Source organism: Micromonospora sp. DT4, assembly GCF_049841675.1.
Taxonomy (GTDB): Bacteria; Actinomycetota; Actinomycetes; order Mycobacteriales; family Micromonosporaceae; genus Micromonospora.
The window spans coordinates 20,520-41,693 of record NZ_JBNCKT010000045.1; the positions used below are offsets into that span (position 1 = coordinate 20,520).

Consider the following 21,174-nt stretch of genomic DNA (forward strand, 5'->3'; position numbering starts at 1 on the left):
AGAAAGGGGCCTGGTTACGGGAGCGTGGCTTGGAGGGCTGCGTCCTTGGTCTTGATGAGCTGCTCCAGGTCCCGCTGGTAGATCGCCATGCGGGTCCGCAGCGTCTCGTCGGACGCGCCGAGGATCCGGACGGCCAGCAGGCCGGCGTTGCGCGCGTTGCCGATCGACACGGTGGCCACCGGAATCCCCGCCGGCATCTGCACGATGGACAGCAGCGAGTCCATGCCGTCGAGGTGCTTCAGCGGCACCGGCACGCCGATCACCGGCAGCGGTGTCACCGAGGCGACCATGCCAGGAAGGGCGGCGGCGCCACCCGCACCGGCGATGATCACTTTGAGCCCGCGGTCCACGGCGTCGCGGCCGTAATCGATCATCGCTATCGGGGTCCGGTGTGCCGAGATGACCCGCACCTCGTACGAGACCTCGAAGTCGTCCAGCACCTCGGCGGCTGCCCGCATCGTCGGCCAGTCCGAGTCACTACCCATGATCAATCCGACCGTGGTCACCGGAGTCCTCCTTGGTTCGCGGCCGTCGGGGTCACTCGTGCCCCTCGCGGAGCCAGCGTGCGGCCCGCGCCGCCCGCACCCGTACGTCGTCCAGATCGTCGCCGAGCACCGTGACGTGCCCGATCTTGCGGCCGGGGCGTACCTGCTTGCCGTAGAGGTGCACCTTGGCCCCCGGCTCGGCGGCGAAGAGGTGGTGCAGCCGCTCGTCGATCGAGATTCCGCCCGGCTCGCCGCCGAGGACGTTCGCCGACACCACCACCGGCGCCGTCAGCGCGGTGTCGCCCATCGGGTAGTCCAGCACCGCCCGCACATGCTGCTCGAACTGGGAGGTCCGGGCACCCTCGATGGTCCAGTGCCCCGAGTTGTGCGGGCGCATCGCCAGCTCGTTCACCACGATCGCCGGCCGGCCGGCGTCGTCGCGCACCTCGAAGAGCTCCACGGCGAGCAGACCGACCACGCCGAGCGCGGTGGCCAGGTCGATGGCGAGCTGCTGGGCGGAGACGGCCAGCTCCTCGTCCAGGCCGGGTGCCGGGGCCAGCACCTCGACGTTGATGCCGTCGCGCTGGACCGTCTCGACCACCGGGTACGCGGCCACCTGCCCGAACGGCGAACGGGCCACCTGCACGGCGAGTTCCCGACGCAGCGGCACCCGCTCCTCGACGAGTAGCCGGGTGCCGCCGGCGAGCAGCGTGGTCGCCAGCTCGGTGGCCTGCGTGGCGTCGTCGACCATCCAGACGCCCCGGCCGTCGTAGCCGCCCCGGGCTGCCTTGAGCACCACCGGCCAGCCGACCTGCTCGTCGAAGCCGACCAGGTCGGCGGGTTCGCCGACCGGCCGCCAGGCCGGGTTGGGAGCGCCCAGCTCAGTCAGGCGTTCCCGCATGACCTGCTTGTCCTGGGCATGCAGCAGCGCGGCCGCCGGCGGGTACAGGGTCACCCCTTCGGCCGTGAGCGTGCGGATGTGCTCGTTCGGCACGTGCTCGTGGTCGAACGTGACCACGTCACAGCCCTTGGCGAAGGTGCGCAGGGCGGCCAGGTCGGTGTGGTCGCCGTACTGGACATCGGCGGCGACCAGCGCCGCGCCGTCGTCGGGGGCGCTCGCGAGCACACGCAGTGACTGGCCGAGGGCGATCGCGGCCTGGTGGGTCATCCGGGCCAGCTGGCCGCCACCCACCATGCCGACAACAGGCAGACCGGTACGGGAATCCATAGCGCGGCCAGCCTACCGGGTGCCCCGACTCAGCCCAGCTCGGCGATCAACTCATCGACGGAGGTGACCGGTCGCTGGCAGACGAAACCCCGGCAGACGTACGCGGCGGAACGGCCGTCGACCAGCGGACGGTCGGCGAGCAACGGCACCCCGGGCTGGTCCGGGCGGCCGGCGACCACCACCGCTCCGGGCGGGGCGTACCGCCGGGCCGCCGCCACCAGCGGGTCGCCGGCCGGGTCGTCGGTCGCCACCGCGATCTCGTACGGCCCGGACAGCAGCGCCTCGCCGACCGTGGCCGCGTACCCGGCGAAGCGGGCGTGCCGCCCGACGATCGGCGCCACGGTGGCGAGCGCCGCCTCGGCGGCCTCGCGGTAGCGCGTCTCCCCGGTCAACGCGGAGTACGCCACCAGCCCGGCCACCAGCGCCGACCGTCCCGACGGAGTGGCGTTGTCAGTCGGATCGGCCGGCCGGGCGACCAACTGCTCGGCGTCGTCGGCCGTGTCGTAGTACGCGCCGCCGGGCGCGGCGAAGCGCTCCAGGGCGGTGTCCAGGAGCTGACCGGCCAGGGTCAGCCAGCGCCCCTCGCCGGTGAGCTGGTGCAGGGCGCAGAACGCCTCGGCCACACAGCCGTAGTCCTCCAGCACCCCGGCCGGCTCACCCACCCTGCCGTCGCGGGAGACCCGACGCAGCCGGCCGTCGACCACGTGCACGGTGGCCAGGTGCTCGGCGGCGTCACGCATCGCGCCGTCAGCGACGATGGTGACGCCCTCCAGCAGGTTCGCACCCTCGTCCCGCGTCTCCAGGGACAGCGCGGCGACCTGGAGAAACTCGACGATCGCGGTGATCGCCAGACCGTTCCAGGCGGCCACCACCTTGTCGTCGCGGGCCGGCTGGGGCCGGGTGTCGCGGGCCGCGAGCAGTTGCCCGACCACGCCCTGCCAACGGGTACGGATCTCGGGCGCGACGTCGTCGACGTCCCGGGCGAGCCGCAGCACGCTCGTGCCGTGCTCAAAGGTGCCCTCGTCGGTGACGGCGAACAGGTCGGCGGCCCACCGGCCGTCCTCGTCGCCGAGCGCCTCGACAAGCTGCGTCGGCGTCCACGCGTAGGTGAGCCCCTCGACGCCCTCGGTGTCGGCGTCCAGCGCGGACGCGAACCCCTCCCCCGGCCGGTGCAGCTCGTCGGCCAGGAAGCGGGCCGTGTCGCGGGCGACCCGGCGGGCCAACGGATCGCCCGTCAGCCGCCAGATCTGCGTGTAGACGCGCAGCAGGAGCGCGTTGTCGTAGAGCATCTTCTCGAAGTGCGGCACCGTCCAGTGCGCGTCCACCGAGTACCTGGCGAAGCCACCGGCGAGCTGGTCGTAGATGCCGCCCCGGGCCATCGCCTCGGCGGTGTGCCGGACGATCTCCAGGCTGCGCGGGTCGCCGGTGCGCTGGTGGTGGCGCAGCAGGAAGAGCAGGTTCATGTGCGGCGGGAACTTCGGGGCGCCCCCGAACCCGCCGTTCGTCGCGTCGTACTCACCGGCCAGGTTGCCGGCCGCGGCGTCGAGCAGTGGGCCGTCCAGCGGCGCGGTGGGGCCGCCCACGGCCTGCGCGCCACCGATCGCCTCGACCACGGCGGCGCCCTGGCGCAGCACCTCGTCCCGCTGGTCCCGCCAGGCGGTCGTGACGGACTGGAGCAGGCGGACGAAGTTGGCGCGCGGGAAGTAGGTGCCGCAGAAGAACGGGGTGCCGTCCGGGGTGGCGAAGACCGTCATCGGCCAGCCGCCCTGGCCGGTCATCGCCTGGGTGGCGGTCATGTAGACGGCGTCGACGTCGGGACGCTCCTCCCGGTCCACCTTGATCGACACGAAGTTGTCGTTCAGCAGGGCGCCGACCTGCTCGTTCTCGAACGACTCGTGCGCCATGACGTGGCACCAGTGGCAGGCCGCGTAGCCCACCGAGATGAGCACCGGCACGTCACGCCGTTTCGCCTCGGCGAACGCCTCGTCGCACCAGGGCCACCAGTCGACCGGGTTGTCCGCGTGCTGGAGTAGGTACGGGCTGGTGGCGTCGGCGAGTCGATTCACCCGACGACCATAACCACCCCGGCCGGGACGCGCCGGGGTGGTTAGGATGCGCCGTCGGCGCGCAGGCGGAACACATTCGAGTCGGCCGAGTCGCGCAGCGAACCCAGCACCGCGCCGATCTTGTCCGCCGGCATGGGCTTGAAGAAGTGGTAGCCCTGCGCGGACGTGCAGCCCAGCTCGGCCAGGGCCAGCCGCTGCTCGGCCGTCTCCACGCCCTCCGCGACCACCCGCAGCCCCAACTCGTGGGCGAGCCCGACGGTGGTCCGGACGATCGCCGCGGCCTCCGGCGAGTCGGCCATCCGGATGACGAAGGAGCGGTCCACCTTCAACTCGTCCACCGCGATCCGGGTGAGGAAGGTCAACGAGGAGAAGCCGGTGCCGAAGTCGTCCACCGCGAGCTGCACGCCCATCGACCGGAGCGTGGCGAGCACCTCGTCGATGATCTCCAGCTCGCTCATCACCACCGTCTCGGTGATCTCCAGGACCAGCCGGTGGGGTGGCACCTGGTGTCGGCGCAGCGCATCGGCGATCTCCACCGGCAGGCGAGGATCGAGCAGGCTACGCGCGGACAGGTTGACCGAGATCGGGACGTCCAGCCCCTCGCGGGCCCAGCTCGCGGCCACGCCGAGCGCCTTGTCGAGCACGTACCGGGTGAACGTGCCGAGCTGCTCGCTGTTCTCCACCGGGCGGATGAAGTCGGCCGGGTTCAGCCAGCCCCGCCGGGGGTGTTGCCAGCGGATCAGCGCCTCCACCCCGGTGGGCGCGCCGGTGGCCAGGTCGACCGCCGGCTGCAACGCCAGCACCAACTGGTCGTCGACCTTCAACGCCTCGCGCAGCTCCGCCAGCAGGGCCAGCTGGTCGGTGCTGGCCGCGTCCCGGGCACTGTCGTACGCGGCGACGCTGCCGCCGCCCTCCTTGGCCTGGTACATCGCGATGTCCGCGCGGCGCAGCAGCTCGGTCAGGTCGGCGGTGCCGGCGTCGGCGACGACCACGCCGACGGAGACCTCGATGGACATCCGTACCCCGGCCACCTCGGTCGGCGCGGCCAGCCGCTCGGCGATCTCGCGGGCCTGACGCAGCGCGTGTGCCATCGGCGCGGCCCGGTCACCGAGCACGGGGACCGAGGTGAGCAGCAGCGCGAACTCGTCGCCTCCGAGCCGGCCGAGCAGGTCACCGGGGCGGGTCAGCGCGCTGAGGCGGTTGGCGGTCAGCCGCAGTAACTGGTCGCCGGCCGCGTGCCCGAGGGTGTCGTTGACTTCCTTGAACTGGTTGATGTCCAGCAGCAGCAGCGCCACCGGGTGGTCGTGTGCGAGCTGCCGCAGCGACTGGTCGCCCTTGCCGAGCATCGCCGCGCGGTTCGCCAGCCCGGTGAGCGGGTCGTGCACCGCCTCGTACGACGATCGGGCGGTGACCATTCGCAGCTCACGGTGGGTCGCCGCGTCGTGCAGGGCGGCGGCGAGCGCGTCGCCGAACGCGGCCACCGCGTCGCGTTCCCGGGTCGTGGGCGGGGCCGAGCGGGGGAACCGGACCCGTAGCAGACCCACCGGCGCGGCGCCCACCGACAAAGGACGGATCAGCTCGTACTCGTCGGGCTCGGAGCGCTCGGGCGGGCCGACCTCCCGGTCGAGCAGCTGCCCCCCGGCGTCCCCCCGGTAGCGACGCCACCTGCCGTCGGGCCGGGCCACGTCGACATCGACCAGCTCGGCGTTGAACAGCGTCAGCGCGCCAGTCACCGCCGCGCTGGCCACGCCGCGCTCGTCGAGCTGGTTGAGGGCCGCGGTTGCCTCGGCGAAGGCGCGCCACGTCCGGCGTTCCTGGTCCGCTCGCAGGCGGTAGCGGTAGGTCTGTTGCAGCAGCCAGAGCAGCGGTGGGAGCAGCAGCAACCAGCGCGGGTCCAGCTCCAGCAGCGCGATCACGATGAGGCCGACCGCCACGTTGCCGACGAACATCAGCAGCTTGCCTCGCAGCGCCGCCAGCAGCGGCGGCCCGATCGGCAGCCCGTGCCGCAGGCTCAGGGTGACCCCACCGAGCCAGGCCGTCACCATCAGGTACGTCACCGACCCGGCGACCACGGCCAGCGCCAGCATCGGGTTCGGCGGGGTGAGCAGGGGATGCCCCAGGGCGGTGGTCACGGTCACGGCCAGCGCCGACGCGGCGGCCAGCGACGCGGCGATCCGGACGATCTCCAGCGGCGGGCGGCGGTCACTGTGCAGCGACAGCCCTGTCCAGGCCAGCCCGGCGCCGAGAAGCGTGGCCGACGGCAGCCAGCCGGCCGGGGCGAGGTAGAGGCAGACGATCAGGGCCGCCTCACCCCAGGTGATGCTGACCATGCCGGCCGCGCTGCGGAACCGGAGCCGCGCGAGTTGGGCCACGGCCAGGACGCCGACGGCGATACCGAAGCGGGCCGGACCGCCCAGCGGGTCATCGGCCGGCAGGCCGGACGGAAGGGTCAACCCGACCACGGCGGCGACCAGCGCGGTCACCGTGACCGCGACGGTCAGCACGCGCAGCCGGGCAGGCATGCCGTGCACCCCGAGCCGGTCGAACGGGTCGCCGGCCGGGCCGGAGGTCATCGACCTCCCCCGTCAGCCGATCGACCGACGGTACGGCGGGCGGCCGGTGCTGTGCTGGTCATCGACGCCCCCTCCCGCGCACGGCTCGGGGACTTTTGGTCCCCCGGCGGAAGGCTAAGCCAAACCGGGTGGTCGCAACAGGGGTCCACCACCGGGTTCGGCGTGAATCATGCGGGGACTACCCGTTCCGCTGCTGCTGGTGCCCATTGGGAGCGGGCGTGGATGAATCATGCGCGCCGGTCCCGTCTGTCGGATCGACGACTGAAGCGTCGGCCCTGGCCGAATCGACCGGCCGCCCCGGCTGCGGAAACCGGTCGGGCAGACGCCGCAGTCGGGCATTCATGTTGCGGATCAGCAGGATCGTCGCGGCGGCCAGCAGCAGGATGAGGAGGAGGCCCATCGGCCCGGCCAGACCACCCGTGCGGGTGTCCCCGAAGTTGTTCTCCGCGAGCACCTGGGCAGCGGTGAGCATGGTGTTCCTCCGATGTGCGATTGCCTACCAGGGTAGCCCGGCCGGGATCAGCGTGCGTGCGCCGTCTCCCGCACTCCGGCGAAGAGGTCGGACTCGGGCAGCGGGCTCTCCACCATGGTGCGCGCCAACTCGAAATCCTCCGTCGGCCAGGCCCGCTGCTGCATCTCCATGGGCACGTGGAACCAGAAGCCGTCCGGGTCGACCTGGGTGGCGTGGGCGCGCAGCGCGTCGTCCCGAACCGGGAAGTATTCGGCGCAGTCGACGCGGGTGGTGATCCGGGGGCCCTTGTCCGGACGCTCGTCCCAGCGCTTGAGCCACTCCTCGTACGGCGACTCGGCGCCGGTGGCGAGCACCGCCTCGTGCAGGGCCATGATCTTGGCCTTGGAGAAGCCGATGTCGTAGTAGAGCTTCAGCGGCTGCCAGGGTGCGCCCAGCTCGGGGTAGCGCTCCGGGTCGCCGGCGGCCTCGAACGCGGCCACGCTCACCTTGTGGCACATGATGTGGTCGGGGTGCGGGTAGCCACCCTCCTCGTCGTACGTGGTCACCACGTGCGGACGGAACTCCCGCATCAACCGCACCAGAGGACCGGCGGCGACCTCGACGTCCTGGAGGGCGAAGCAGCCCTCGGGAAGCGGCGGCAGCGGGTCGCCCTCGGGCAGGCCGGAGTCGACGAACCCGAGCCAGGCCTGGTCGACGCCGAGGATCGCCCGCGCGGCGTCCATCTCGGCGCGCCGGATGTCCGCGATGTTGGCCCACACGTCGGGCCGGTCGAGCTTCGGGTTGAGCACACTGCCGCGCTCACCGCCGGTGCACGTCACCACCAGCACGTCCACCCCCTGGGCGACGTACTTCGCCATGGTCGCCGCACCCTTGCTCGACTCGTCGTCCGGGTGCGCGTGGACGGCCATGAGACGCAGCTGCTCTGCCAACTTTCGGCGCTCCTCGTCTGTGCCGGCCGGTGGACCCGACCGGGCTCGACCGGCTGACCTGCCGGTACCCCCTCGCCCCGCCGCCGGTCGGCACCTGCGGGACCCGACCTGCCATTCCTGGCTCTCGGCCGGGCTGGGAGGATGGACTCCTGCCATTCTTGCCGATGCCGCCGACAACAACGCCAGGAGATACCCGCCGGTGACCGAGACGCACGCCACAATTTCACCGGGCGCGCCGGTTTTCCCGGCCGGGCGCTACGGCCGCCGCCGTGCGCCCGGCGGCGCCCGTCGTCGTACGCTGCTGGCCGCCCTGGTGCTCCTGGTGCTGGTGGTGGGGCTGAGCCTGATCTCGCTGCGGCTCTACCGTCAGTACGGCGACCCGGTCTACGACGCCCAGGTGATCACGTACACCGACATCACGGACAGCCAGGTGGTGGTCGACTTCCGGGTGCGGGTGCCGGAGGGCGGGTCGGCGGTCTGTGTCCTGCGCGCCCGGGATCGCGCCGGGGTCGAGGTGGCCCGCGACGAGGTCACGGTGACCGCCGCTCCCGGCGACCGGCACGTCAGCGCCCGGCACCGGCTGGGCACCAGCGCCCGACCGTTCATCGGCGAGGTGCTGCACTGCCGGCCTCCCACCTGAGCTGCGAATACGTCACCCCGCAGCGGCGGCGGACGACCGTCGCGCGGTGTCGACCGCGAGGGTCGGATGCGGACACCGCCGGTGATCGCCGACACGCTGTGTCGTACCGCACTGGTAACTTGGTAGTTCACCTGTCAGCCAGCCACGCACAACCGAGGAGAACGCCTGTGTCCACTGGCAACGAGGCGCCCGCCACCTGGCTGTCCCAGGACGCGTACGACCGCCTCCAGGCAGAGCTCGACGAGCACATCGCCAACCGGCCGACGATCGCGGCGGAGATCAACGCTCGCCGCGAGGAGGGCGACCTGCGCGAGAACGGCGGCTACCACGCCGCCCGTGAGGAGCAGGGCAAGGCCGAGGGTCGCATCCGCTACCTGCAGGAGCTGCTGCGCACCGCCAAGGTCGGCGAGGCGCCGACGGCCGACGCGGTGTCGCCCGGCATGGTCGTGACGATCTACTTCGACGACGACACCGATGACACCGAGACCTTCCTGCTCGGCTCGCGGGAGATCGCCGCCACCACCGACCTGACCGTCTACAGCCCCGAGTCGGCCCTGGGCAAGGCGATCCTGGGTGGCCGCGCCGGCCAGACCTGCACCTACACGGCGCCGAGCGGCGCCGACATCAAGGTGACCGTGGTCAGCTTCGAGCCGTTCTCCGGCTGAACGCCACGCACGACTGAACGCCACGCACGACTGAACGCCACGCACTGCTGCGCACCACCTACGGCGTACCGCCGCCGGGGCGTGACACCACCTGTCACGCCTCGGCGGCGAAGACCACCTGGTAGCCACTGGCGCGCAGCGCGCTGATCAGCGTGTCGGAGTGCTCCACCCCACGGGTCTCCACCGACAGCGCCACCTCCACCTCGCCGAGGCCGAGGTGCGGGTTGGCCCGCTGGTGCTCCACGTCCACCACGTTGGCCCGGTGCTCGGCGATCTGGCTCAGCAGTGAGGCGAGCTGCCCGGGCCGGTCCGAGCAGCGGACGGTCACGCGCAGGTAGCGGCCAGCGGCGGCCAGACCGTGCTCGATCACCCGCAGCATCAGCAGTGGGTCGATGTTGCCGCCGGAGAGCACCGCGACCACTGGCGTCTCCACCTCCACCGCGCCGGCCAGCAGCGCGGCCACGCCGACCGCCCCGGCCGGCTCGACGACCTGCTTGCCGCGCTCCAGCAGCATCAGCAGGGCCCGCGAGATGTCCTCCTCGGAGACCGTGACGATCTCGTCGACCAGCTTGCGGACATGGTTGAAGGTGATCTCCCCCGGCCGCCCGACCGCGATGCCGTCCGCGATGGTGGAGAACGCGGGCAGCCGGACCGGCTCCCCGGCCACCAGTGAGGGCGGGAAGGCCGCCGCGCCCGCGGCCTGCACACCGACGATGCGTACGTCCGGGCGCAGCGCCTTGGCGGCCACCGCCATGCCCGAGATCAGGCCACCGCCGCCCACCCCCGTGATGATCGTCCGCACGTCCGGACACTGGTCGAGGATCTCCAGGGCCACCGTGCCCTGCCCGGCGATCACGTGCGGGTGGTCGAACGGGTGGATGAGCACCGCGCCGGTCCGCTCGGCGTACGTCTGCGCGGCCACCAGCGACTCGTCGACCGTGTTACCGGCCAGCTCGACCTGCGCGCCGTACCCCTTGGTAGCGGCGACCTTCGGCAGCGGCGCGTTGACCGGCATGAAGACCGTCGCGTGCGTGCCGACCAGCCCGGCGGCGAGAGCCACGCCCTGCGCGTGGTTCCCGGCGCTCGCCGCGACCACGCCGCGCTCGCGCTCCGCCGCCGACAGCCGCGAAATCCGCACGTACGCGCCACGCACCTTGTACGAGCCGGCGCGCTGCACGTTCTCGCACTTGAGCCAGACCGGCCCGCCCAGTGCCGCGCTCAGCGGTCGGAAGGGCTCCAGCGGGGTGGTCCGGACGACGTCGGCGAGCAGTTTCCGCGCAGCCCGTACGTCGTCGAGGCCGACCAGTTCCGTCATGCCCCGATCGTGCCACCCGACCCCGCCGCCCTCGGCGGCGACACCGGGGTACGCGACGCGACCGCGGCCCCCGACGCCTCCGGGGCCCCCACCGGGGCCGGGGCCGACACGACCGGCGGAGCCGACACGACCGGCGGTGCCGGCGGCCATGTTTGCGCTGGCCAGACCGGCGCGGTCGACCACGCCGGCGCGGCGTGGGCGATCCGGGCCTCCTGTGCTGCGGAGATCCGGTGGATCAGCAGGATCAGCGTCACCGCCGCGACCACGCAGCCCAGCGCGGGCAGCGTGTTGCGGAGCAGGGAGTCCCGGTAGTGGTCGACGTACGCCTGGTAGCCGGCGTCGTTGAACGGGGTCTCCGGCAGCTTCGCGTACGCCTTGTCCTCGAGGCGGCTACTCAGCCGCTCGCCGATGCTGAACACCAACCAGGAGCACCACCAGACGCTCACCAGGGTGGGCGTGAACCGTCGCCAGAGGCTGTCCCGCGCCACGCCCGCCACGACCCGGGCCGGCACCACGAAGTTCGCGAACGGTACCAACCAGCCGGCGATCGCCCAGCCCGCTCCGAGTGTGGGCAGAGCGCCGGGAAAGGCGTCGGTGTTCTTGCGCGCCCGCCACGTCCAGATGATCACCAGGACGGCGGCGGTGAGGTAGACCACCGCCATGGCCAGCGCCACCACCACCGTGATGATCACCGGACCGAGGAGCAGGTCCGGGTCGTCGTCGGCCATGGCCCGCCGGGCCAGCACCATCCCGAGGAGCGGGGACAGCGCCACCACCAGGTAGAGCACTGCGGTCGCGCCGACGGCGACGCTGGCCGCCAGGCCGATCCCCCGTACCCGGTAGGTCGCCAGCCCCGGCGTGACCGCCGGCTGGCCGAGCGGCGTGTAGCAGCGCGGACATTCGTTGTGCTCGGGGGACGTGGCGTCTCCGCAGGTCTGGCAGCGCATTGGTGTCCCCCGTGGTTTGCGCGACAATGCGCGCACAGGCTAGACGATCATGCGCTGGCCCGCGGCCCCGTGCCGACGAGGGGATAACCGGGGGCGTGGCGCGACCACGGGGCGGCCATCTCGAACTGACCGGCCACGCCGAGCAGCAGCAGCTCCGAGCCGGGCGGGCCGACGATCTGCACGGCGACCGGCAGGCCGTCCGGGCGGCGTCCCACCGGCACGACGATCGCCGGCAGGCCGGCGACGTTCCAGGGCGCGGCGTACGGGGCGTACCTGATGTTGGCCGACAGGTTCGCGCGCCAGGACCGCTCGGACCAGCGGCCAGCCTCCGGCGGCGCGCTCGCCAGGGCGGGCGTGAGCAGCAGGTCGACCGAGTGGTCGGTGAAGAAGTCGACCGACCGCTGTCGCCACGCGGCCCGGTCGGCCTCCCGGACGTAGCCGCGGCGCTGCGCCCACTCGCCCAGCGCCACGTGCCGCCGGGTACGGCGTTGCAGGCCGCGCCGGTCCAGCCCGGCGGCCCGGACGTCGGCGGCGGCCGCGGCGAACCAGGTGGCGAGGCCCTGTAGGCCAAGGGCCGTGGGGTAGACCGGATCGGCCGGCACGGTGTCGTGGCCGGCGGCGGCGAGCAGCCGGCCGGCGGCGGCCACCGCGTCCCGGTTGGGCGTGTCCGGCGAGACTCCGCGCACCGGCGAGCGCAGCGAGACGCCCACCCGCAGCCGCTGCGGCGGAACCAGTTTCTCCGGGCGTCGGCCGGCGAGCACCGAGAAACCGACAGCGGCGTCGGCGACCGTGCTGGTGAGCATCCCATGCTCGGTGAGGCCGAACCAGTCGTCCGCGCCGAGCTGACAGGGCACCACACCCCGGCCGGGTTTGAGGCCGACCAGGCCGCAGCAGGCCGCCGGAATCCGGATCGAGCCGAGCCCGTCGTTTCCGTGCGCGATCGGGACCAGGCCGGCGGCGACGGCGGCGGCCGCACCGCCCGAGGAGCCCCCGGGGGTACGCGTGTTGTCCCACGGGTTGCGGGTCACCGCGCTCTCGTCGTCGGTGACTGCCCACAGCCCCAACTCGGGCATCCGGGTGACACCGAGGATCACGGCGCCGGCGCCGCGCAGCCGGCGGACCACCTCGTGATCGGCCTCCGCGACGTCGGTCCGTACGGCGGCCGACCCGTTCCAGGTCGGCAGTCCGGCGACCGGGGTGTTCTCCTTGACCGCCACCGGCACCCCGGCCAGGGGGAGGTTGGCCAGGTCCTCCTGCTCGTCGACCTTCTCCGCCTCGGTGATCGCCTCGCCGCCGCGAACGGCGCGGAACGCGGCCAGTTCGCGGTCGGCCGAGGCGATGTACTCGAGGTGGTCGGCGACGACCTGGGTGGCCGAGACGTCACCCCGGCGTACGCCCCGGGCGATCTGCTTGGCGGTCGTCCCGACCCAGGTCGCCATGATGTCCTGCACGGCCGTCCTCCCCAGCGGTCAGCCCAGCGCCTGCTCCAGATCGGCGAGCAGGTCGTCGACCGTCTCGATGCCGACAGACAGTCGCACGAGATCCCCGGGAACTTCAAGCGGCGAGCCGGCAGCACTTGCGTGTGTCATCCGACCCGGGTGTTCGATCAGCGACTCGACACCGCCCAGCGACTCGGCGAGCACGAAGAGCTTGGCCCGGTTGCAGATCTCCACGGCGTGGTCCTCGCCGCCGGCCGCCCGGAACGAGATCATGCCGCCGAACCGGCGCATCTGCTTGGCCGCCACCTCGTGACCGGGGTGCGAGGGCAGCCCGGGGTAGATCACCTGGGACACCTTGGCGTGCCCGTCGAGGTACGCGGCGAGGCGCTCGGCGTTGTCGCAGTGCCGGTCCATGCGCACCCCGAGGGTCTTGATGCCGCGCAGGGTGAGCCAGGCGTCGAACGGGCCGTTGATCGCGCCCATCGCGTTCTGGTGGTACCGCAGTTCCTCGCCGAGCGCGGCGTCGGCGACGACGAGCGCGCCGCCGACCACGTCGGAGTGGCCGCCGATGTACTTGGTGGTGGAGTGCACCACCACGTCCGCGCCGAAGGCGATCGGCTGCTGGAGGTACGGCGAGGCGAAGGTGTTGTCGACCACCAGCAGCGCACCGGCGTCGTGCGCCACAGCGGCCAGGACCGCGATGTCGGCGATGCCGAGCAGCGGGTTGGTCGGCGTCTCCACCCAGATGATCTTCGTCCGGCCGGGCTGCACGGCGGCCCGGACCGCAGCCGCGTCGGAGACCTTGGCCGGCGTGAACTCCAGGCCCCAGCGCTGGGCCACCCGGGCGAAGAGTCGGTAGGTGCCGCCGTACGCGTCATCCGGGATGATCACGTGGTCGCCCGGCTGGCAGACCGCCCGCAGCAGGGTGTCCTCCGCGGCGAGGCCACTGGCGAAGGCGAGACCCAACGGCCCGCCCTCCAGCGCGGCCAGGCACTCCTGGAGGGCGTCGCGGGTCGGGTTGCCGGAGCGGCTGTACTCGTAGCCGAGCCGGGGCGCACCGACGGCGTCCTGGGCGTACGTGCTGGTCTGGTAGATCGGCGGGATCACCGCGCCGGTCCGTGCCTCAGGATCCTGACCGGCGTGAATGGCGAGCGTCTCAAAGCCGTGACTCATTCTGGTGAGGCTAGTGCCCCGTCCCGGCGACCCGACACGGAACCCGTGCTCCGGGCGGGGGCCGGACCGTCCGGCCCGGCCCCCGCGCTCCGGCTCAGTGCCGGGAACGGCCCTCAGGCGGCCGGGACGGGCAGGACATGCAGGGTGACCGGGCGGGTTCCGGTCCAGTCGTGGGAGACCGCGTAGAGCCGGGCGCCGTTCGGCGCCCAGGCCAGCGCGCCCGGGCTGAGCTCGTCGCCCAGCTCGAAGCCGGACGGGGTGGCGTTCCTGGACACCCGCCCGGTCTTCGCGGGGCACGTGCTGGTGGTGCCCCGGACGCACCTGGTGACCCTGGCCGAACTGCCCGCCGACCTGCTGCCCGGCTACTTCGCGCTGGTCCAGCGACTGGCGGTGGCGGTGGAGGCCGCTCTGGGCGCCGGTGGGACGTTCGTGGCGATGAACACCAGGGTGTCCCAGTCCGTCCCGCACCTGCACACCCACGTGGTCCCCCGCACCAAGGGGGACGGGCTGCGTGGCTTCTTCTGGCCGCGTACCCGGTACACGGACGACGCCGAGGCACAGACCTACGCCGACCGGATCTCGGCCTCCCTCGGCAGTGGGGCCTGAGTCACACCGGCGCGGGTAAGGAAGCACGGCTCACCGGTGTTGCACGCGGGGAGAGGCATGAGAGGAGTCCCACCGTGTTCCTGCGCCGTATGAACGCCGAGATGATTTCGCCCGAGCAGGCCCTGCCGGGCCGGCCGATCGCGATGCCGGTCGCCGACCGCCACGAGGTGCTGGGCACCCCGCTGAAGGGCCCGTTCCCGGAGGGCCTTCAGGTCGCCGTCTTCGGCATGGGCTGTTTCTGGGGCGCCGAGCGGCTGTTCTGGACGCTGCCCGGCGTGTACACGACCTCCGCCGGCTACGCGGGCGGCTTCACCACCAACCCGACGTACGAGGAGACGTGTTCCGGCCGGACCGGGCACACCGAGGTCGTCCAGGTGGTGTACGACCCAAGCAAGATCACGTACGAGGACCTGCTGAAGGTCTTCTGGGAGAACCACGACCCGACCCAGGGCATGCGCCAGGGCAACGACGTGGGCACCCAGTACCGGTCGGCGATCTACACGACCACCGACGAGCAGCGGGCCATCGCGGAGTCGTCCCGGGACGCCTTCCAGCCGATCGTCACCCGGGCCGGCAAGGGTGAGATCACCACCGAGATCGCCCCGCTCGGCAGCTACTTCTTCGCCGAGGACTACCACCAGCAGTACCTGGCACCGACCAAGAACCCGAACGGGTACTGCAACCACGGCCCGAACGGGCTGAGCTGCCCGGTCGGCGTGGCCCGTACCGCTGGCTGACCGACGCCCACCTGCTGGAGCGCGATGCCCGGCCGCCGACACGGCGGCCGGGCATTCCCGTCTGAGCGTGTGATCGAAATCCGTTGCCGAGCCCGTCAGGTACTCGATAGCGTGGCAGTACACGTGAAAGGAGGTGGTCCAGACTTGTATAGCAATCGGACTCGTGAGGTGGCTGTCCGCTAGCCGCTGTCCTCGACAGTGAACCGTCCGCCGCGAGGCGGACAACCAGTACGACCGTCGAGACCGTGTGGCAGCGGTGCGGCGAATCCACGACAGCCACCCGACCCCCGGGGTGCCGGCATAGTCCAGCCGGCCCACGCGACAGCGTGGAGCACCCCGGGGGTCGCTTCATATCTGCGGGAGATCAGCGTGTCGATGCGCGAGCTGGTGATTCTCGGGACGGCCAGCCAGACCCCCACCCGGCAGCGCAACCACAACGGTTACGTGCTGCGCTGGGACGACGAGGTGATCCTCTTCGACCCGGGCGAGGGCAGTCAGCGCCAACTCCTGCACACCACCGTCACCGCCACCGACCTGACCCGGATCTGCGTGACGCACTTCCACGGCGACCACTGCCTCGGCCTGCCCGGCACCATCCAGCGACTCTCCCTGGACCGGGTGACGCGCCCGGTCGCCGTGCACTTCCCGGCCGGCGGCGCCGAGTACTTCGCCCGGCTGCGGCACGCCACCTCCTTCTACGAGACCGCCGAGCTGGCGGTCACCCCGATCGAGACCGACGGCCAACGGATCGCCCTGAGCTGCGGCACGCTGGAGGCCCGCCGGCTGCGACACCCCATCGAGACGTACGGCTATCGGCTGGTCGAGCCGGACGGCTGCCGGATGCTGCCGGAGAAGCTGGCCGCGTACGGCATCGTCGGTCCGGCCGTCGGGGAGCTGATCCGCGTCGGGCACCTGGACCTCGACGGGCGTCGCGTCACGCGGGACGAGGTGAGCGTGCCCCGGCCGGGGCAGCGGTTCGCCTTCGTGATGGACACCGGCCTCTGCGACGGCGTGTACGCCCTGGCCGAGCACGCCGACCTGCTGGTCATCGAGTCGACGTTCCTGGAGTCGGAGGCCGCGTTGGCCGCCGAGGTCGGCCACCTGACGGCGGCGCAGGCCGCGCGGGTGGCGACCGAATCGGGGGTACGCACGCTGGTGCTGACGCACTTCTCGCAGCGCTACCCCGACCCGCGCCGGTTCTTCGACGAGGCCCGCGCGCACTTCGACGGCGATCTGGTCGTCGCCGAGGATCTGACCACCGTGCAGGTCCCGCCGCGCCGGGTAGCCTCGGCCGGGTGACCGTCACGCTCCGCCCCGCCACCGATCACGACCTGATGGGGGTCGGTGCCCTGCACCAGCGTTCCCGGGTCGCCGCGTACTCGTCGTTCCTGCCGGCCGAGGCGCTGGCCGAGCCGACCGGGGAGGCGATGGGGCGGTACTGGGCCGAGCGGTGGCGTTGGGAGCGCGACGACCACCGGCTGATCGTGGCGGAACGCGTCGGCGCGCTGGTGGGCTTCAGCTACCTGGGCCCGGACGACGAGGACGACCCGACGACCGGGCTACTCAACGCGATCCACCTCGACCCGGCAGAGCAGGGGCGGGGCGTCGGTCGCGCCTTGATGGTGGACGTGCTCGACGCCATGCGCGACCGCGGCTGGAGTCGCGCGGTGCTCTGGGTGCTGCGGGAGAACGCCCACGCCCGTGCCTTCTACGAGCGCGGCGGCTGGACCCCGACGGGCACGGAACGCGAGGAGCACATGGGCAGCGCTCTGGCGCCCCAACTCCGCTACACCCGCCCCCTCTGAACACGCCCGAGGTAGCAGACCGACCACCCCGAGCACGGCGCGACGGCAGCCCCCACCCACCCACCCCACCCCACCCGGGCCCTTTGCTCTGCTTCAACGCAGGCAACAGTGACCAGGCACCTCTGTTGCCTGGGTTGAAGCAGAGCAAAGGACGGGAGCAGGGTGGTGCGGTGCCCGCCCGCAGGATGGGCACCCGGTGGCGCGGAAGCAGCTAGTGGGCGCCGAGGTGGGACAGGAGGTCCTGGCGGGTCAGGACGCCCTTGGGCTTGCCGTCGACCAGGACCAGGGCGGCGTCGGACTTCTCCAGCAGGCCCACGGCCTCGCTGACCGGCTGGCCGCCGCCGATCATCGGCAACGGGTCGCCCATGTGCCGCTCGATGGTGTCGTGCAGGTGGGCCTGCCCGGTGAACAGTGCGTCGAGCAGGTCCCGTTCGGCGATCGAGCCGGCGACCTCACCGGTCACGACCGGCGGCTCGGCCTTGAGCACCGGCAACTGCGAGACGCCGTACTCGCGCATGTAGTCGATCGCGTCGCGGACCGTCTCGGTCGGGTGCACGTGCACCAGCTCTGGCAGCCCGCCCGGCTTGCTGGCCAGCGCGTCGGCCACCGTCGGCTCGGCGCCCGAGTTGTCGAGGAAGCCGTACCGGGCCATCCACGAGTCGTTGAAGATCTTCGAGAGGTAGCCCCGCCCACCGTCGGGCAGCAGGACCACCACGACGTCGTCCGGGCCGGCCTTGCGCGCGACCTCCAGGGCGGCCACCACGGCCATCCCGCAGGACCCGCCGACCAGCAGCCCCTCCTCGCGGGCCAGCCGCCGGGTCATCTCGAAGGACGCCTTGTCGGACACCTCGACGATCTCGTCGGCGACACTGCGGTCGTACGTCTCCGGCCAGAAGTCCTCGCCGACGCCCTCGACCAGGTACGGCCGGCCGGTGCCGCCGGAGTAGACCGAACCCTCCGGGTCGGCCCCGATGATCTTCACCCGGCCCTCGGACGCCTCCTTGAGGTAGCGGCCGATGCCGGAGATCGTGCCGCCGGTGCCGACGCCCGTCACGAAGTGGGTGAGCCCGCCCTCGGTCTGCTTCCACAGCTCGGGGCCGGTCGTCTCGTAGTGCGAGCGCGGGTTCGCCGGGTTGCTGTACTGGTTGGGCTTCCACGCGCCGGGGATCTCGCGGGTCAGCCGGTCCGAGACGTTGTAGTACGAGCGCGGGTCCTCGGGGGCGACAGCGGTCGGGCAGACCACCACCTCGGCGCCGTACGCCCGCAGCACGTCCTGCTTGTCCTGGCTGACCTTGTCGGGGCAGACGAAGACGCACCGGTAGCCCTTGAGCTGGGCCACCAGGGCCAGCCCCACGCCGGTGTTGCCGCTGGTCGGCTCGACGATGGTCCCGCCGGGCTTGAGCAGGCCGGCGACCTCGGCGTCCTCGACCATCCGCAGGGCGATGCGGTCCTTGACCGAGCCACCCGGGTTGACGTACTCGACCTTGGCGAGCACGGTGGCCTGGATGCCCTCGGTGACGTTGCGCAGGCGTACCAGCGGGGTGTTGCCGATCATGTCGACGACGTTGTCGTAGTACTGCACGGTGTGCCCTTCGTTGCGGCGCCGGCGACGGCGGCCGGGCAGACGTATCCTCGCCGACCAGCGTACGTGCCGTCAGGGCACCAGACCCCCGGGGATGACCGAGCTGCGCCGGGCCTCCCACTCGAGGAAGCGGTCGGTCTCGGCGAGCACGCTGCCCGCCAGCCAGGTGACCATGACGGCGTCGTCGGCCAGCCCGAAGATCGCCAGTGGGATCTCCGGCAACAGGTCGATGGGCGAGACGATGTACGCCGTGGCCGCCGTCATCAGGGCCAGCCGGAGGCCACCGTCGTAATCCCCCTAGGCGGTGGCACGGATCATCCGGGGCAGCGCCGCCAGTCGGGTGCCCAGCGAGGGCCCGCCGCGTGCCCCCGCCGTCAGTGCCCTTGCCAGGGCCGCGAACGCCGCGCTGCGCTTCAGTGTCTTCCCCATCGTCGCGCTCCTCTCCGCCGGATCAGCGTGGCGGGTCGGCGCAAGTCGGCCGGCCTCGGATGGAACAAGTACCCCGTCGCGTCGGTTTCCAGGCACCCGTGAGCCGTGACGACGACAGCGGTGTGTCGGACCGGCGCGATAATGTCGCCGTATGGGGGTGGCTGGTTCTGTCGTACCCGTTGGTCCGCGCTGGCAGCAGGCCTGGCGGATCGCCCGGCTGGCGGCCATCGGGACGGGCGCCGCCGCGGCGGCCGCGGTGGCGACCGGCGGGATGCTGCTCGGCCAGGCCCGCCAGGCCCGGCGCACCATTCCCATGGCCGAGGCGCCGCCACCGCGCTGCGACGGGATGTACGGCGCGAAGTTCCCCGGCCCCGCGCTCACCATGGTCGTGCTCGGTGACTCGTCGGCGGCCGGCTACGGGGTGCACCGCCGCCGGGAGACACCGGGAGCGCTGCTCGCCACCGGCCTGTCCCGGCGGCTGCACCGGCCGGTGCTGCTGCGCCGATTCGCGGTGGTCGGCGCCATCTCCGCGGCCCTGCGTCACCAGGTGGAGGCGGCGCTCGAATGCGCTCCGGACATCGCGGTGATCCTGATCGGCGGCAACGACATCACCAACCGCACCCCGCGCGGCCTGGCCGTGCGCTACCTGGTCGAGGCGGTCCACTCGCTGCGCGACGCCGGCTGCGAGGTGGTCGTCGGCACCTGCCCCGACCTCGGCGCGATCCGGCCCATCCAGCCACCGCTGCGCTGGCTGGCGCACCGGTGGAGTCGCCAGCTCGCCGCCGCCCAGACGGTGGCCGTGGTCGAGGCGGGCGGCTGGACGGTGTCCCTCGGCGACCTGCTCGGCCCACGGTTCGTCGCCGAACCGCACCGGATGTTCGCCTGGGACCGGTTCCATCCCTCCGCCGAGGGGTACGCGATGGCCGCCGCCGCCCTGCTGCCGACGATGTTGTCCGCACTCGGCGCGGGGCAGGAACGACGGGTCACACCGGCGCGGGGCGAGGGCGTACGGTCGCTGCCAGAGGCCGCGCAGGAGGCGGCCCGGCATGCCGGCACCGAGGTCAGCGGCACCCAGGTCCGGGGCCGCGACCGGGGTCCGGCCGGCCGGTGGGCGCAGCTGCGCCGCCAGGCGTTCTTCGGTGTGCACGCGGTGCCGCAGCCAGGCCCCGCGGACACCTCGACAGTGGAGGGACTGGCATGAACGAGCGCAGCGAGCGGGACGTGACCGCCGGCCTCCCCGGTCGGCTGGGTCGGGCGGCGGCGCTCTCGCTGCTCGCCGGCACGGTGGGCGGTGCCGCCGTCCTGGCCGGTGAGGCGTTCGTCGCGCGGCACCGGCGCTACGCCCAGCCGGAGCTGGGGCTGGCGCTGCGCGCCACGATCGGCCGGGCCGACGCCGCACCGCTGCGCCTGGTGCTGCTCGGTGACTCGTCGGCGCTGGGTGTGGGCGTCGACCGCCTCGACGACACCATCGGTGGGCAGTTGGCCAACCTCCTCGCCGAGGGGCCGTCCGGCCGCCGGGTGCACCTGTCCAGCGTCGGCGTGTCGGGGTCCCGCTCGACGGACCTGGCCACCCAGGTCGCCCGGGCCCTGCTCGGCGAGCGGCCCGACGTGGCGCTGATCCTGATCGGCGCGAACGACGCCACCGGGCTGCGCCGGCCCGGCGACGCGTCCGCGTACCTCGGCGCGGCGGTGCACCGGCTGCGGGAGGCGCGCGTCGAGGTGGTGGTGGGCACCTGCCCCGACCTCGGGGCCGTACGCGCCATCGCGCCGCCGCTGCGTCAACTCGTCGGCTGGTCCGGCCGGAGGATGGCCCGCGCGCAGACCACGGCGGTGCTGGAGGCGGGCGGGACGGTGGTCGACCTGGCCACCGAGACCGGGCCGGTGTTCCGGGCCGACGCGGGCACGCTGTGCCACGACGGGTTCCACCCGTCGGCCGACGGCTACCGCGTGTGGGCGCACGCCCTGCTACCGGCCGTCGTGGCCGCCGCCGCAGTCGCCTCCCGGCGCTAGACGATCTATTCCAAGGGGGTCAGTGGTCGTATGCGGTCAGGGACCGTAGGACTGGCTGGTTGGTGTGCCAGTT

The 21,174-nt window shown here is 72.6% G+C and carries 20 protein-coding genes and 1 pseudogene; 8 read left to right on the forward strand and 13 right to left on the reverse strand.

The features are described from left to right. Positions 1-14: 14 nt before the first annotated feature. The 6 genes from purE to mca all read right to left on the reverse strand — a co-directional run bounded on the left by purE (position 15) and on the right by mca (position 7,753). Positions 15-506, reverse strand: a complete 492-nt coding sequence (gene purE / locus ACLQ24_RS15150; RefSeq protein WP_425892160.1) for a 5-(carboxyamino)imidazole ribonucleotide mutase — start codon at positions 504-506, stop codon at positions 15-17. Positions 507-537: 31 nt separating this feature from the next. Further along, complete coding sequence (locus tag ACLQ24_RS15155) at positions 538-1,713, reverse strand: 5-(carboxyamino)imidazole ribonucleotide synthase (RefSeq protein WP_425892161.1); 1,176 nt, start codon at positions 1,711-1,713, stop codon at positions 538-540. A gap of 29 nt (positions 1,714-1,742) precedes the next feature. Further along, entirely contained in the window at positions 1,743-3,779 is a 2,037-nt protein-coding gene (locus tag ACLQ24_RS15160; protein WP_425892163.1) for a thioredoxin domain-containing protein, read from the reverse strand. A gap of 41 nt (positions 3,780-3,820) precedes the next feature. Further along, positions 3,821-6,301: a putative bifunctional diguanylate cyclase/phosphodiesterase gene (locus ACLQ24_RS15165; protein ID WP_425892186.1), complete on the reverse strand. Its 2,481-nt coding sequence runs from the start codon at positions 6,299-6,301 to the stop codon at positions 3,821-3,823. A 229-nt stretch (positions 6,302-6,530) separates the two neighbouring features. Further along, complete coding sequence (locus ACLQ24_RS15170; protein WP_425892165.1) at positions 6,531-6,824, reverse strand: hypothetical protein; 294 nt, start codon at positions 6,822-6,824, stop codon at positions 6,531-6,533. Positions 6,825-6,871: 47 nt separating this feature from the next. Further along, positions 6,872-7,753 (reverse strand): mycothiol conjugate amidase Mca, encoded by an 882-nt coding sequence (mca, locus tag ACLQ24_RS15175; protein WP_425892166.1) that lies wholly within the window; start codon positions 7,751-7,753, stop codon positions 6,872-6,874. A gap of 199 nt (positions 7,754-7,952) precedes the next feature. On the opposite strand from mca, the gene ACLQ24_RS15180 reads away from it, so the two are divergent. Together ACLQ24_RS15180 and greA are read left to right on the forward strand one after the other, a co-directional pair. Continuing rightward, the gene (locus ACLQ24_RS15180) at positions 7,953-8,393 is read left to right on the forward strand and encodes a DUF4307 domain-containing protein (RefSeq protein WP_425892167.1); all 441 of its coding nucleotides are present in this window, start codon (positions 7,953-7,955) and stop codon (positions 8,391-8,393) included. 167 nt (positions 8,394-8,560) lie between these two features. Beyond that, a complete protein-coding gene (gene greA, locus ACLQ24_RS15185) occupies positions 8,561-9,058 on the forward strand; it encodes a transcription elongation factor GreA (RefSeq protein WP_425892168.1) in 498 nt (165 codons plus the stop codon). 94 nt (positions 9,059-9,152) lie between these two features. Here the strand turns inward: greA and ilvA are convergent, their stop codons facing one another. The 5 genes from ilvA to ACLQ24_RS15210 all read right to left on the reverse strand — a co-directional run bounded on the left by ilvA (position 9,153) and on the right by ACLQ24_RS15210 (position 14,207). Then, a complete protein-coding gene (gene ilvA / locus ACLQ24_RS15190) occupies positions 9,153-10,373 on the reverse strand; it encodes a threonine ammonia-lyase (RefSeq protein WP_425892170.1) in 1,221 nt (406 codons plus the stop codon). Then, positions 10,370-11,320, reverse strand: coding sequence for a DUF4328 domain-containing protein (locus tag ACLQ24_RS15195; protein WP_425892172.1), 951 nt, complete (start codon positions 11,318-11,320; stop codon positions 10,370-10,372). The genes ilvA and ACLQ24_RS15195 overlap by 4 nt, the downstream gene beginning before the upstream one ends. 47 nt (positions 11,321-11,367) lie before the next feature. Further along, a complete protein-coding gene (locus tag ACLQ24_RS15200; protein ID WP_425892188.1) occupies positions 11,368-12,759 on the reverse strand; it encodes an amidase in 1,392 nt (463 codons plus the stop codon). Positions 12,760-12,789: 30 nt separating this feature from the next. After that, on the reverse strand, positions 12,790-13,932 hold the full coding sequence (locus ACLQ24_RS15205) for a cystathionine gamma-synthase (RefSeq protein WP_425892174.1): 1,143 nt from the start codon (positions 13,930-13,932) through the stop codon (positions 12,790-12,792). 113 nt (positions 13,933-14,045) lie between these two features. After that, the gene (locus ACLQ24_RS15210; protein ID WP_425892176.1) at positions 14,046-14,207 is read right to left on the reverse strand and encodes a hypothetical protein; all 162 of its coding nucleotides are present in this window, start codon (positions 14,205-14,207) and stop codon (positions 14,046-14,048) included. On the opposite strand from ACLQ24_RS15210, the gene ACLQ24_RS15215 reads away from it, so the two are divergent. The 4 genes from ACLQ24_RS15215 (at position 14,158) to ACLQ24_RS15230 (ending at position 17,080) form a co-directional block, all read left to right on the forward strand. After that, positions 14,158-14,538 carry an HIT family protein gene (locus ACLQ24_RS15215; protein ID WP_425892190.1) on the forward strand — a complete coding sequence of 127 codons (381 nt, stop codon included), beginning with the start codon at positions 14,158-14,160 and terminating at the stop codon, positions 14,536-14,538. The two genes, ACLQ24_RS15210 and ACLQ24_RS15215, sit on opposite strands and share 50 nt — an antisense overlap. Before the next feature lie 74 nt (positions 14,539-14,612). Then, the gene (msrA, locus tag ACLQ24_RS15220) at positions 14,613-15,275 is read left to right on the forward strand and encodes a peptide-methionine (S)-S-oxide reductase MsrA (protein WP_425892178.1); all 663 of its coding nucleotides are present in this window, start codon (positions 14,613-14,615) and stop codon (positions 15,273-15,275) included. A 369-nt stretch (positions 15,276-15,644) separates the two neighbouring features. Beyond that, on the forward strand, positions 15,645-16,574 hold the full coding sequence (locus ACLQ24_RS15225; protein ID WP_425892179.1) for a ribonuclease Z: 930 nt from the start codon (positions 15,645-15,647) through the stop codon (positions 16,572-16,574). Then, positions 16,571-17,080 (forward strand): GNAT family N-acetyltransferase, encoded by a 510-nt coding sequence (locus ACLQ24_RS15230; RefSeq protein WP_425892180.1) that lies wholly within the window; start codon positions 16,571-16,573, stop codon positions 17,078-17,080. Before ACLQ24_RS15225 ends, ACLQ24_RS15230 begins: the two co-directional genes overlap by 4 nt. A 211-nt stretch (positions 17,081-17,291) precedes the next feature. Here the strand turns inward: ACLQ24_RS15230 and ACLQ24_RS15235 are convergent, their stop codons facing one another. Next, entirely contained in the window at positions 17,292-18,662 is a 1,371-nt protein-coding gene (locus ACLQ24_RS15235) for a cystathionine beta-synthase (protein ID WP_425892182.1), read from the reverse strand. A 72-nt stretch (positions 18,663-18,734) separates the two neighbouring features. Further along, a pseudogene (locus tag ACLQ24_RS15240) lies at positions 18,735-19,091 on the reverse strand (YkvA family protein). Between the two features lie 151 nt (positions 19,092-19,242). Here ACLQ24_RS15240 and ACLQ24_RS15245 point away from each other — a divergent pair. Together ACLQ24_RS15245 and ACLQ24_RS15250 are read left to right on the forward strand one after the other, a co-directional pair. Then, a complete protein-coding gene (locus ACLQ24_RS15245) occupies positions 19,243-20,292 on the forward strand; it encodes an SGNH/GDSL hydrolase family protein (RefSeq protein ID WP_425892184.1) in 1,050 nt (349 codons plus the stop codon). Beyond that, positions 20,289-21,101 (forward strand): SGNH/GDSL hydrolase family protein, encoded by an 813-nt coding sequence (locus ACLQ24_RS15250; protein ID WP_422738354.1) that lies wholly within the window; start codon positions 20,289-20,291, stop codon positions 21,099-21,101. The genes ACLQ24_RS15245 and ACLQ24_RS15250 overlap by 4 nt, the downstream gene beginning before the upstream one ends. Positions 21,102-21,174: the final 73 nt, after the last annotated feature.